Annotated in this window: 9 protein-coding genes and 2 pseudogenes; 7 read left to right on the top strand and 4 right to left on the bottom strand. The window is 72.2% G+C overall.

Annotation, left to right across the window (positions count from 1 at the left end; genetic code table 11):
• Positions 1 to 255: transposase (locus tag BST10_RS21500; protein ID WP_207567918.1), on the top strand; the 255-nt coding region annotated here is incomplete at its 5' end.
• A 606-nt stretch (positions 256 to 861) separates the two neighbouring features.
• Here the strand turns inward: BST10_RS21500 and BST10_RS21495 are convergent.
• Positions 862 to 1,227 (bottom strand): DUF5615 family PIN-like protein, encoded by a 366-nt coding sequence (locus BST10_RS21495; protein WP_083040612.1) that lies wholly within the window; start codon positions 1,225 to 1,227, stop codon positions 862 to 864.
• Positions 1,224 to 1,409 carry a DUF433 domain-containing protein gene (locus tag BST10_RS21490; protein WP_232062683.1) on the bottom strand — a complete coding sequence of 62 codons (186 nt, stop codon included), beginning with the start codon at positions 1,407 to 1,409 and terminating at the stop codon, positions 1,224 to 1,226. Before BST10_RS21490 ends, BST10_RS21495 begins: the two co-directional genes overlap by 4 nt.
• On the opposite strand from BST10_RS21490, the pseudogene BST10_RS24015 reads away from it, so the two are divergent.
• A pseudogene (locus BST10_RS24015) lies at positions 1,360 to 1,467 on the top strand (hypothetical protein); the annotation flags it as partial. The gene BST10_RS21490 and the pseudogene BST10_RS24015 sit on opposite strands and share 50 nt — an antisense overlap.
• 70 nt (positions 1,468 to 1,537) lie before the next feature.
• On the opposite strand, the gene BST10_RS21485 reads toward BST10_RS24015, so the two are convergent.
• Positions 1,538 to 1,741, bottom strand: coding sequence for a hypothetical protein (locus tag BST10_RS21485; RefSeq protein WP_133054460.1), 204 nt, complete (start codon positions 1,739 to 1,741; stop codon positions 1,538 to 1,540).
• A 160-nt stretch (positions 1,742 to 1,901) separates the two neighbouring features.
• On the opposite strand from BST10_RS21485, the gene BST10_RS21480 reads away from it, so the two are divergent.
• The 4 genes from BST10_RS21480 (at position 1,902) to BST10_RS21465 (ending at position 4,796) form a co-directional block, all read left to right on the top strand.
• Entirely contained in the window at positions 1,902 to 2,870 is a 969-nt protein-coding gene (locus tag BST10_RS21480; protein WP_083040608.1) for an NAD(P)H-quinone oxidoreductase, read from the top strand.
• Positions 2,871 to 2,944: 74 nt separating this feature from the next.
• Positions 2,945 to 3,451, top strand: coding sequence for a helix-turn-helix domain-containing protein (locus BST10_RS21475; RefSeq protein ID WP_235673654.1), 507 nt, complete (start codon positions 2,945 to 2,947; stop codon positions 3,449 to 3,451).
• Complete coding sequence (locus BST10_RS21470; protein ID WP_083040604.1) at positions 3,444 to 3,809, top strand: nucleotidyl transferase AbiEii/AbiGii toxin family protein; 366 nt, start codon at positions 3,444 to 3,446, stop codon at positions 3,807 to 3,809. Before BST10_RS21475 ends, BST10_RS21470 begins: the two co-directional genes overlap by 8 nt.
• Positions 3,810 to 4,208: 399 nt before the next feature.
• Complete coding sequence (locus BST10_RS21465; RefSeq protein ID WP_235673655.1) at positions 4,209 to 4,796, top strand: GNAT family N-acetyltransferase; 588 nt, start codon at positions 4,209 to 4,211, stop codon at positions 4,794 to 4,796.
• Positions 4,797 to 5,016: 220 nt separating this feature from the next.
• Here the strand turns inward: BST10_RS21465 and BST10_RS24240 are convergent, their stop codons facing one another.
• Positions 5,017 to 12,369, bottom strand: a complete 7,353-nt coding sequence (locus BST10_RS24240; protein ID WP_207567919.1) for a PE family protein — start codon at positions 12,367 to 12,369, stop codon at positions 5,017 to 5,019.
• On the opposite strand from BST10_RS24240, the pseudogene BST10_RS23595 reads away from it, so the two are divergent.
• Positions 12,364 to 12,756 (top strand): annotated as a pseudogene (locus tag BST10_RS23595) (hypothetical protein); the annotation flags it as partial. The gene BST10_RS24240 and the pseudogene BST10_RS23595 sit on opposite strands and share 6 nt — an antisense overlap.

The raw sequence follows: 12,756 nt of genomic DNA, 5'->3' as shown, positions 1-12,756 counted from the left end.
AAAAAGATCTGGTCGACCAACCCGTTGGAGCGTCTCAACCGCGAGATCAAGCGCCGAACCGACGTCGTCGGGGTCTTTCCGAATCCGGCCGCACTATTGCGGCTGGCCGGCTCGGTGCTCGTCGAAGCCCACGACGAATGGCAAGTCGCCGACAAACGCTATCTTTCCGAAGCCACCCTGGCCCTGCTCAAAACCAACGACCCGGGCACCAAACCCACCGAAAGCGTTGCCCCCACAGCGGCTCTCACGGCATAGTGAACACTCACAGAGCCTCACGCGGAAACGCCGACGCTACTTACACCACGCCATGGGACGCGACCGGAACGGAGAACGCCGACGCGCCATATCTTCATCGACGAAACCAAAGAAGGCGGCTACATCGTCGTGGCCAGCGCCCACCTCGCCGCCGACGTGGATTCGCTGCGCAAGATGCTGCGGAGCGCACTCGCGTGGTGTTGGGCTCGAGGTGGACGATTGCGGGATCGCATCGAACCGGCCATCGTCGAAGTGCGGACGGTCTGAATGACTCCACAGATAGCGCGAAACCCGGCCCGCCCACCGTCCGGAAGGCTGCCGGGTTCACTTCCCGAAGCTAGTGCCTCAGGCTCCCAAAATGATAGCTCAAGCAATCGTGTTAGCGTCACCGCTAACGGTTGATCTGACCTCACTCCGCACGAAGCGTTGCGTCCTCGTCGCCGCGGCTGCAGATGATGCCGGTCCCGTCGCCCCAACCGGTGCTGTCACCGCCGCTGGCGCCGGGAGTGGTGCCGCTGCCGCACCATCCGGCCCCCGGCTTCGCCGGGAGTTCGGCTACGCCCCGCGAACCAGATGATGTCGATGTGTAGGTATCACTTCACTTGATCAGACCGGCAGCCGGCGGATTCGTATTGTCTTCTCGCCGAGCACGACGACGGCCCCATCTTCTAGGTCGTCCTTCGCTACGGGAAGGTTGTCGATGAGCAGGCTGGCTTGTTCGGCCGCTCGTCGACCGACTGTACGGCGTATCAGGACAACGGATGGCTCTGTAGCGCCTGACCGGGCCAGCAAGGTACCAAAGTCCGTATCAGCACTGATCAACACGCGATTTTCGTCTGCAGCCAACGTGAGGACCACTTCGTCGGCCGCACTTGCCAACCCACGATCACGGACATGGACAACGTCGTGGCCGGCCTCGGTGAGAAAACTGGATAGCACCGGCGAAAGATTCTCGTCCAGTAACAGCCTCATGCAGTCGGACGTAGCGGCAGCTCACGCTCCCGCACTGCCTCGGCCGCGTAGCGCAGAGCCTCGGCAACATCTTCTTCCTCAAGATCGGGAAGCTCGGCAAGAATCTCAGGCGGCGTCATCTGATCAGCAACCATCGCGACCACGGTCGCCACCGGGATACGCAAACCCCGGATACACGGCATGCCCCCCATCACGTCCGGATCGATGGTTACGCGGCTGAATCGCATGCCCATAAGATTAGACGCTCGCGGCTCGCCATGTCGCCAGGTTGCAGCGGGCTCGTGGCCCCACCCATATGGGTGACCGCTGCTCACCGGCCCGCCGCCCGACGGCTAACGCCGCCGGTCGCCCCTGGTGTTGCAGGTGCGCCGCGATCGCCCTGGATGTCCGGGTCCTGATACGTGAGCTGGATACGGCCGCCGCCGTTGAGCACCCGATGGCCGATCGCCGACAGCTGGTGCTCGTCGTTGAGCAGCTGGTTCATCGCCGCGTCGAAGCGCAGCACGGCATCCAAGTTGTGTTGCCATGCGTGACATTCGGCGAGGTCCAACCCCGGTAAGTCACTCCCCGTCCGCCGACGGATCGCGGCGCTGCACGCCGTTATGTTAAGCGCTGTAGCTGAGGACTTCTCAGCGTTGCTCGGTGTTATCCGACCGGATAGTAGCGTGTGCGTCATGCGTGCCGTGGTCGCCGAGTCCGCCGAGCAACTGTCCTGGCAAGAAGTCCCCGACATCGAACCCGGCGCCGGTGAGGTGCTGATCCGGGTCGCCGCGGCCGGGGTGAACCGGGCCGACCTGCTGCAGGCCAAGGGCGTGTATCCGCCTCCGCCGGGCGCCAGCGACACCATCGGACTGGAGGTGTCCGGTGTGATTGCCGCGGTCGGCGACGAGATGACGGATTGGACTGTCGGGCGACAGGTTTGCGCACTGCTCGCCGGCGGCGGCTACGCCGAGTACGTCGCGGTGCCGGCACCACAGGTGCTGCCGATTCCCAACGGCGTGGACCTGGTCGACGCCGCCGGCCTGCCGGAGGTGGCCTGCACGGTCTGGTCGAACCTGGTGCAGACGGCGGGTTTGTCCGAGGGCCAGCAGCTGCTGGTGCACGGCGGTGCGAGCGGGGTCGGCAGCCACGCCATTCAGGTGGCCCGACAGCTCGGGGCGTGGGTGGCCGTCACCGCCGGCTCGGCGGCCAAGCTGGCGCTCTGCCGTGAGCTGGGCGCCGAGGTCACCATCAACTATCACGACGAGGACTTCGTCGCCCGAATCCGGGAGGCCGGCGGGGCTGATGTGATCCTGGACATCATGGGAGCGGCCTATCTGGACCGCAATATCGACGCGCTGGCCAACGATGGGCGGCTGATCATCATCGGGATGCAGGGTGGGGTCAAGGGCGAGCTCAACATCGGCAAGCTGATCGGCAAACGCGCCGGGGTGATCGGCACCGCGCTGCGCGGCCGGCCGGTGGAGGGCCCGCACGGCAAGGGCGCCGTCGTGGCAGCCGTGACCGAGAAGGTGTGGCCGATGCTGGCCGACGGCCGCATCAAGCCGGTAATCGGCGCGCGGTTGCCTATCGAACAGGCCGCCGAAGCACATCGGCTGCTGGCCTCGGGTGAGGTGACCGGCAAGATCGTCCTGACGGTGTAAGTGCGCACACCGGGGCAAGCCAGCGGCCGTGTAGGTGCGCACGAGGCGGAGCGTCGGCCACCCAGCGTGTATAGATGAGATACATGCCAGCGCGGAACCCGGTCGTTGCGAAACACACCGAAGATGTGCTGGCCGAGCTCGGTCGCGAGCTTCGCAGCCGGCGGCTCGCCCTCGGCGTCAGCGCCGTGACCACCGCCGATGCAGCCGGGATATCGCGAGTTACGTTGCACCGCATCGAGGCCGGAGCGCCCGCAGTGACGATCGGCGGCTATCTGAACGTGGCCGCGGCCCTGGGCCCGCGGCTGAGACTCGATGAGTCGCACGGCCCGGGCCGGCAACCGGCGCAGCAAGCAGGGCCTGCGCACGTAACGGCGCAGACGACGGTTCGGGTGGGGGACTTCGCGCAACTGCGGGCGATTGCCGGGCAACTACGACCCGAGACCGAACTCACCGACATCGAGGCACTGCAACTGTACGAACGCAATTGGCGCCATGTGGACCAAGCCGCGATGAGCGACGAAGAACGCGTCTTCGTCCAGCAACTGGCGGACACCCACAGTGCAGGGATACTTCTTGTTTGAGCGCGCACATCATGTTCGGGTTGCCGGCGTCCTCGACGCGCTCGACGCCGAACTCCTGGCGCCGTCGAATTGTTACTTCGGCGGCGGCACCGCGATCGCGCTGCGCTACGGCGAGTACCGCGAATCGGTGGACGTCGATTTTCTCGTCTCCGATAGTTCCGGATACAGCTCCATCCGGGAGAGCGTCCGCCGGCCAGAAGGATTCAACGCGCTGACCAGTCGGCCGATCGCTGTGCTCCGGCCGGTCGTGACTGATCAGTACGGCATCCGAACTTTGCTCGACGTTGACGGCCAACCGATCAGGTTCGAGATCATTTTCGAGGGCCGAATCAGCCTGCAGCCGCCGGGTCGCAGGTAGTCGACAGGGACCACCCGCACCGCCTCGATGACTGCATGCTCGCGCTGCAGATGTACGACACTCCCAAGGCCGTCCTGTGGGACCGCATCAAGCGGCTGCGCCGGTAGCCGCCTCAGCGCCTCGCGGTCGCAGTATCGACGCGCTGGACAACGACGACCGGTTGGTCGTGCTCGGGACACAGGGCGGCGGCGAGCGTGCGGGGACTGTCAGTTTGTGCGGCGTGTCGGCGTACAGACCCGCACGCTCGCGGGCCGACGTAGCATCATTTGTGAACCCAATAGCGACGGCGCTGCCGTCAACGGACTTCCAGGAGGCATGTGCAATGGCGACCGAAACCACGTCGGCTACAACGGATTCGGGTGCGCCATGAGTACACGCATGCCGCGGCAACGGGTTGACGTGAGTGACGAGATTCTCGCTGTTCCGCCGCCGCCGCTGCCGATACTGGCCGAGCCGTACAGCATTCGTTTCGCGGACCAGCCCGGCGACGCCGCAATGATCTCCGAGTGGATGAACCGGCCGCACCTCGCAGCAACCTGGGACTACGCGTATCCGGCCGATCAGTGGCAGCGCCACCTGGATGCCCAGTTCTCGGGCGGCTACTCGCGCCCCTACGTCTACAACGTCCATGGCGAGCCGCTCGGTTACATGGAGCTGTTCCGGGTCGCACAGGACGACCTCGCCACCGTTTACAACGCCCTTCCCTACGATGTGGGCTTGCACGGCGCCATGGCCGACCCCGACATGGTCGAAAAGGGGCACGGGAAGAATATCTTCGGCCCCTTGGTCTCCAGCATTTTCGAGGCCGAACCGCAGTGCCGACGGATCATCGGGGATGCCCATGCCGCCGGCTCGCATGGGCGCCGGTTCTGGGAGCGACGAGGCGGGGTGTTCCTCGGGGAGCACTACATAGCCAAGTGGGATCAACGGATCGCACTGTTCGCCTGGCCGAGAACCCCGGAGGACATTCCGACAGCGCGAAGTTAGCCGTAACGCGGAAAGGGCGGTGACGGATCATCCGTCACCGCCCCTTTCGTTTAGTGCCGTCACCGAGCGTGCGCAGAACCGGGAATCTCCCCGGCGTGTCGACCGGGGACGCGCGCGCTCGCGCGAGAGAACGAGACGCGCGCGCTCGCGCGAGAGAACGAGACGCACACGCTCGCGCGAGCCAAGGGGTCGCTCGCGCGAGCGAAGCGTGCGCGGGTCCCTACGGGGCCGGGGCGCCCGTACCGCCCTTACCACCGGCGCCGCCGACACCAGCGGGGCCTTTACCAGCGCCGGCTGGGGTCCCGGCGACACCGGAAGTGCCCCCCGAACCGGCCGTGCCGTTACCATTCGCACCGCCCTGGCCGCCGTCGCCGCCGTTGCCGCCGCCGCCAGCCCAGTTGGACTTACTAGGTCGGGAGGCACCGTTGACGCCCTTGCCGCCATCGCCGCCCTGGCCACCAGCACCGCCCTGCGCGGTGGTGCCATCGGCGTTGGCACCGCCCTGGCCGCCGGTGCCACCGACACCGCCGTTGCCGCCGCTGCCGCCCCTGCCGCCGCCCCCGGTGCCCTGACCGACGAGGCCGTTGTAGCCGGCACCGCCGGCACCACCTTGGCCACCGGTACCTGCCTTACCGCCCGTACCACCCTGGCCGCCTTCACCGGCGTCACCGTGTGCACCGGCCTGACCGTCGCCCAGCGCGACACCGCCGGCGCCGCCCAGACCGGCGGCGCCGCCGGTACCGCCGTCGCCGCCCTGGCCGCCTTCGCCGCCGGTACCACCGGTACGCCCGGGCAAGCCGAGGCCGCCGGCACCACCGGCGCCGCCGGTACCACCGTTGCCGCCGGTGCCGCCACCGCCGCCGATGCCGCCGTTGCCGCCGAGGCCGCCCTCACCGCCGTCACCGGAGATGGTGCCGCCGGCACCGCCGGTGCCACCGAAACCGCCCGCTCCACCGGTGAACCCGGTGGCGCCCTTGGCGCCGTCGCCGCCGGTCCCACCGGCCATGGCATTGCCGTTCGGGTCCTTGGGCATATTGCCCGTAGCGCCGTTCGCGGCCACCGAGGTGTTGTTGCCGGCGTTGCCACCGTCACCGGCGGTGCCGCCGGTACCGCCGGTGCCGTGCTGGCCGGCCGAACCACCGTTGCCGCCGTTGCCGCCGGCCGCGCCGGCGCCGTTCGCAGCGCTGGTTCCGTTGGTGCCGTTGGCGCCGGTACCACCGTGACCGCCGGTACCGCCGTTGCCGAACTCGCCGGTGGCGTTACCGCCGGTGCCGCCGTGGCCGCCGGCCTGCGCCAGGCCGCTGCCCAACGTCACGCCGTTGCCGCCGTTGCCGCCGGTACCACCGACGGCGACCGCGCCGCCTTCGCCGTCGGCGCCACTATCGGCCTGGGTCTCGCCGTCGCCGCCGAGACCACCGGCGCCCGCCGCACCGCCCGCACCGGCGGTGCTGCTGCTGTTGCCGCCCGCGCCGCCGGTGCCGGCAACGGCGTTGGTTCCGCCGCCCGCGCCGTTACCACCGGTGCCGCCCACGCCGGCGTTGCCGCCCGCGCCGCCGTCGCCACCCACAGCGCCGTCACCGTCGGCACCGTTGGTTCCGTCGTTCGCGACACCGCCGGCACCACCGTTACCGCCGGCACCACCGGCGCCACCGGCCCCGGCCGCGCCGGTCGCGTCACCACCGACACCACCGTTGCCACCCGAATTGGCTGCGGCGTGGGTGCCTGCGGTGCCGTTGGCGGCGTTGCCGCCGTCCCCACCGTCGCCACCGATACCACCGTGGCCACCGTCGCCACCGTCGCCGGAAATGCTGCCGCCAGCGCCACCCTGGCCGCCGTTGCCGCCGGCCGTGCCCGCTCCGCCGTCGGTGCCATCGACACCGACGGTGGTTCCGGCCAAACCGGCCGCGCCGGCACCACCGTCACCGCCGTCGCCGCCGCGTCCAACGGTTCCGGCCGCACCACCGGCACCGCCATTACCACCGGCCTGACCGAGCGCGGCATTACCGCCCGCTCCGCCGTCACCGCCGTTGCCACCGAGGATCAGGCCGTCCTGGCCGTCGGCAGCAGCAACGCCGTCGCCGCCGAGACCACCGGCCCCGCCGGCGCCCGCCGTACCGGCTATGCCGCCTTGACCGCCGTTGCCGCCGGTCCCGGCGCTGGCGTTGCCGCCGCCCCCGGCCCCGGCGCCGCCGTTACCGCCGTTGGCGCCGTCGCCGGTGTTACCACCGGCACCGCCTTGTCCACCGGCCCCGGTTGCACCGACGCTGCCGTTGTAGGCCTCACCGCCGGCACCGCCAGCACCGCCGTTACCGCCGGCACCGCCGTCACCGTTGCGGCTGGTCGCGTCGCCGCCGTTGCCACCGTTGTCGCCGCTGCCTGCTGCCGCATCAGCTCCGGTCGCACCGTTTACGCCGGCACCGCCCACGCCGCCCGCTCCGCCGACTCCGCCTGCTCCGCCGACACCGCCGTCGCCCGCCTCGGTGCCACCGGTACCACCCTGGCCGCCGCTACCGCCGTTGCCGCCAGCCGTACCGGCCGTGCCGTCGCCATTGCTGTCAGTGCTGCCGTCGACACCGGTCGAGCCGACGCCGCCGTTGCCACCAGCACCACCGGTACCGATCACGCCCGCGTTGCCGCCCTTGCCGCCGGAACCGCCGTCTTGCGCGGAACCATCCAACAAGGTCTGTCCGGCGCCACCGTTACCGCCGGCGCCACCGTCGCCACCGGAACCGTCGGTACCGCCCTGACCGGTAGCGGCCTGACCGTCTTGGCCAACACCGCCGGCGCCACCGGCACCACCGAGGTCACGGTTACCGCCGTCGCCACCGGTACCACCGTTACCGGCAGCGGCCCCAAGGCCGCCGTCGCCGCCGTGGCCGCCCGCGCCACCGTTACCGGCAGCGCCGGCGTTACCGCCCGCGCCACCGACGCCGCCGACATCGTTGGCGGCATCGCCACCGAGACCGCCGGCGCCACCAGCGGCCGCGTTGCCTCCCAGGCCGCCGTTACCACCAGTGCTTCCCGCGGCACCCAAGACGCCGTCGCCACCGTTGCCGCCGCTACCGCCGGTGCCCCCGGCACCGCCGACACCACCAGCGCCCGAGATGGTGCCGCCGCTACCACCGTTGCCGCCGTGGCCACCGATTCCACCATTGCCGCCGGCGGTGCCGTTGCCGTCGATGTCGGTGATACCGGCCACGCCGCTACCACCGTCGCCGCCGGCACCACCAGCGCCACCGGTACCGATCGCGCCGGCCGCACCGCCGTTGCCGCCATAGCCGCCGGCCTGGCCGGTCACACCGTCGGCCAGCAGCCCACCGCTGCCACCGTTGCCGCCGGCGCCACCATCGCCGCCGCCACCGTCGCCGCCGGCCACACCGTCGGCCCGGTAGGTGACACCGTCACCGTTCAAGCCGCCCTGGCCGGCAGCGCCCCCGGTGGAGCGATCGCCACCGGCGCCACCATTGCCGCCGTGCCCGGCGGTGTCGGCGGTGCCGCCACCGGCGCCGTGACCACCGCGGCCGCCGTCACCCGCAGCGCCGGCCGCACCACCGTTGCCACCGAGGCCGCCGGCGCCGTCGAGGCCCGCGGTGCCGTTGGTCGCGCTGCCGCCCTGGCCGCCGTTACCGCCGTTACCACCGTTACCACCGGCGCCGGCGTTACCACCGTCGGTGCCGTCGCCACCATTGCCGCCACTACCGGCTGCCGCGTCGGCGCCCGCAATACCGGCCACACCGGCACCGCCGGTGCCGCCGTTACCACCCGCGCCGCCGACGCCGCCCAGGCCGCCGTTGCCGGAGATCGAACCGCCCTTGCCGCCGCTGCCCGCGTTACCACCGGCCGCACCGTCTCCACCGGTCCCGCCGTTGGCGGTGGCCGTCGATCCGGTTGCCCCGTGGGCACCGGCGCCACCGTTACCACCGGCGCCACCGTGGCCGACCGACCCGGCGTCGCCGCCGTCACCGCCGGCGCCGCCGATCTGCGCTGTGCCATCGGCGAGGAGCACACCGGTGCCGCCCTTGCCGCCCGCGCCGCCGTTGCCGCCGATGGCCGCGGTTCCGGCAGCCCCGCTAGCCGCCTGGGTGGTGTTGCCCGCATTCCAGCCGCCTTCGCCGGCCGTGCCCGCAGTGCCGCGCTCACCACCGTGACCACCGTCACCACCGGAGCCCGCGACGGCGTTGGTGCCGCCACCGCTGCCATCGGCGCCGCGCCCGCCGTTGCCGGCGTTACCGGCGTTACCGGCGTTGCCACCGAGGCCACCGGCTCCTTCCGCGCCGACGTTTCCGTTGACGGCACCGCCGCCGACGCCGCCGTTGCCGCCGACGCCGCCGTTACCGCCGACGCCGCCGTTACCGCCATCCGTTCCGTTGGCACCGGATGCGCCGCTGCCCGATGTGACCGGGGCGCCATTGATGCCGTCGGCGCCGTGGCCGGCGTTACCGCCGGCGCCGCCCGCGCCGCCCAGACCGCCCGCGCCGCCGTCGCCGGAGATCGAGCCGCCCTCGCCGCCCACGCCGCCGACGCCGCCCGCGCCGCCGTTGGTGCCATTGGTGCCGTGACCGTCGATGTCGGTGATCCCGTCATCGCCGGCCGCACCCGCGCCGCCGTTACCGCCGGCACCGCCGGTGCCGACCGATGCGGCGTTACCGCCGCCGCCGCCGGCCCCGCCGGCCTGGGCGGTGTCGGTGCCGGCGATCAGCCCTGCGCCGACACCACCATTGCCGCCGGCACCACCGTCGCTACCGACACCGTCAACACCGGCGCTGCCGGTCGCGCCTTCCGCAGTTCCAGATCCGGGGAGACCGACGAGGCCCGCCAGGCCACCGTCGGCACCATTGCCACCGGTACCGCCCGCGCCCGCGTTGGCAGCTCCGCCGCCGCCGAGACCGGTACCGCCGGCGCCCGCCGTGCCGGCATCGCCGCCGGCCCCGGCGTTACCACCGTCGCCACCCGTGCCGTCGTTGGCTGCACCGCCCTCACCGCCGTTACCGCCCGCGCCGCCGGCTCCGGCGTTACCGCCGTTGCCGCCATCGGTGTCGGCGACCGTCGCGTCGGCGCCCGCGCCGCCGCTACCGCCCTTACCGCCGGCACCACCGTTGCCACCGACGCCACCGTTACCGGCGGTCGAGCCGCCGACGCCGCCGGCACCGCCGTTGCCACCGATACCACCGAGCGCACCGTTTGTGCCGTTGCCATCACCGCCGGTAATGCCGTCCACCGTCGCGCCGATACCACCGGTGCCACCGGCACCACCGTTGCCGAAGGTTGCCGCGTTGCCACCGATGCCACCGTTACCGCCACCCTGGCCGACCTCGGTTCCGGTGATCAGGCCCTCACCCGCGCCACCATTGCCTCCGGCGCCACCGTCGCTGGCGATTCCGTCGAGACCGAGGCTGCCGTCGGCGCCGTCGGTGGTGCCGGTGCCACCGGCCCCGACGTTGCCCATCAGGCCGCCATCGGCGCCGTTACCACCGTTACCGCCGTTGCCGGCGGTGGCGCCGGAGCCGCCGCCGAGGCCCTGGCCGCCCTTGCCGGCGACCCCGCCGTTGCCGCCCCACCCGGCAGTGCCGCCGACACCACCGGTGCCATTGGTGGCCGTACCGCCCTGGCCGCCGTTACCACCGTTACCACCGGCACCGGCGTTGCCGCCGTGACCACCGTCGGTGTCTGCGATCGTGGCGTCCGCACCCGCTCCGCCGGCACCACCCTGGCCGCCGATACCACCGAAGCCGCCGTGGCCGCCGTCGCCGGAGATGGTGCCGCCGGCACCACCCTGGCCGCCGTCGCCGCCGAGGCCGCCTTCGGCACCATGGGTGCCGTTACCGTCGCCGCCGGTGATGCCATCCACCGTCGCACCGGCGCCGCCGGTGCCGCCGAAGCCGCCGTTTCCGACCGCGCCGGCATTGCCGCCGTTACCACCGGTGCCGCCGCCCTGGCCGGTGTTGGTCCCGGCGATCAAACCGTATCCGTCACCGGCGCGACCGCCGTCCGCGCCGTCGGCGTGGGTGCCCGCTGTGCCCTCGGCACCATCAGCACCGTTGGCGGCCGCTTCGACGCCGAGTCCACCGGCCCCGGCGTTGCCGGCCGCGCCACCGACGGCGCCGTCGCCACCGTTGCCGCCATTACCGGCGTTGGTGCCGCCGCCGCCACCACCGCCCTGGCCGCCTACTGCCGCGGTGCCGGCGTCGCCGCCGTTGCCCGCGGCACCACCGGTGCCACCGTTCCCAACGGCTGCCGAGCCGCCGGACCCGCCATTGCCGCCCGCGCCGCCGGCGCCCGCACCGCCACCGTTGCCGCCTGCGCTGTCAAGGAAGGGTGCGTCGTCTGCCGCGCCGCCGTCACCACCGGCACCGCCCTGGCCGCCGGCACCACCGTCGCCACCGTTACCGGAGTTCGTGCCGCCGGCACCGCCCTGGCCGCCGTCACCGCCGGCCGCACCGGACCCACCGGTGGTGCCGTCGATACCGACGGTGGTCCCGTCGACACCCGAAGCGCCGCTACCGCCGGCACCACCGACGCCACCGTCGCCGTCGCTGCCCGCCGCGCCACCGTTACCACCGGTTCCGCCGGCCTGAGCGATGTCGCCGGCAAGCAACTCACCGTCGCCGCCGCGGCCACCCGCGCCGCCGTGGCCACCGCCCCCCTCGGCTCCGGTCGCGCCCTGGTCAGCCTGCGTGGTGTTGTCTGCGTTCCAGCCACCGGCACCACCGGCGCCGGCCGTGCCGCGGTTACCACCGTTGCCGCCCTGGCCGCCGGATCCGGCGGTGGCGTTGTTGCCGCCGCCCGCGCCATGACCGCCGCGGCCACCGTTGCCGGCACTGCCGGCCGCACCGCCGGTGCCGCCCTGGCCGCCCTCGCCTTGCGCCCCGGCCTCACCCGCGGTGGCGGTACCACCGGCACCGCCCTGGCCACCGACGCCACCGGCGCCACCGTCACCGCCGTCACCACCATCGATACCGGTGGTGCCGCTGCCGCCGCTGCCCGCGACGGCGTCGAGTCCCGCCTGACCGTCAAAGCCTGTTCCACCGGTGCCGCCGGTGCCGCCTACGCCGCCGGCGCCACCGTTGCCGCCGTTGCCCGAGAGGGTGCCACCGGCACCACCGGTACCACCGGCGCCTCCGGCGCCACCGGTGCCGCCCGTCGTCCCGTCACCACTGATGTTTGTCGTGCCGCCGACACCGGTCGCACCCTGCCCGCCGGTACCGCCGTTACCGCCGTTACCGACCGCGCCGGCGTCACCGCCGTCGCCGCCGACACCACCGGCCTGCACCGTGCCGTCACCGAGCACCTCACCGTGCCCACCGGTACCACCGTTGCCACCGTTACCGCCGGCGCCATCAGCACCGGCCTGGCCCGACGCGGCCTGCGATCCGCCACTGGAGCCACCGGCACCGGCAGCACCACCGGTACCGCCCACGCCATCAGAGCTACCGCCCTTGCCGCCGGCACCGGCCGCGGCCGCGGTGCCACCACCGGCACCGGCACCACCATCGCCACCGTTGCCCGCCGCACCGCCGGCGCCACCGTCACCACCGAGACCACCAATACCGTGCGCACCGGCGTTGCCGTGCACCGAAGCGCCACCGGCACCACCATCGCCACCGACACCACCGGCACCTCCGGCACCACCATTGCTGGTCGCGTCACCACCATTGCCACCGTCGTCACCACTACCGGCAACAGCATCGGCACCCGCCGCACCATCAGCTCCGGCACCGCCAGCACCACCAGCGGCACCAGCGCCACCGTTACCGCCATTACCGCCATTGCCGGCGTCCGAGCCACCCGCGCCACCGGCGCCACCGACACCACCCGCGCCGCCGGCCAAGCCTGCGATGCCATCACCGGTGATCGCATCGGTCGAGCCATCCGTACCCGCTGCGCCGTCACCGCCGTTGCCGCCGGCGCCACCATTACCCAGGTTTCCAGCATCACCACCACGCCCACCAGCACCACCAGA

The sequence above is a fragment of the Mycolicibacter algericus DSM 45454 genome, from assembly GCF_002086455.1.
GTDB classification, from domain to species: domain Bacteria; phylum Actinomycetota; class Actinomycetes; order Mycobacteriales; family Mycobacteriaceae; genus Mycobacterium; species Mycobacterium algericum.
This window is presented reverse-complemented; position numbering and strand designations above follow the sequence as displayed.

Coding starts and splice junctions, on each gene's coding strand:
- BST10_RS21475 (WP_235673654.1), top strand. CDS start 2,945: ATGAGATACATGCCAGCGCGGAACCCGGTCGTTGCGAAACACACCGAA.
- BST10_RS21480 (WP_083040608.1), top strand. CDS start 1,902: ATGCGTGCCGTGGTCGCCGAGTCCGCCGAGCAACTGTCCTGGCAAGAA.
- BST10_RS21495 (WP_083040612.1), bottom strand. CDS start 1,227: ATGAGGCTGTTACTGGACGAGAATCTTTCGCCGGTGCTATCCAGTTTT.
- BST10_RS21490 (WP_232062683.1), bottom strand. CDS start 1,409: ATGCCGTGTATCCGGGGTTTGCGTATCCCGGTGGCGACCGTGGTCGCG.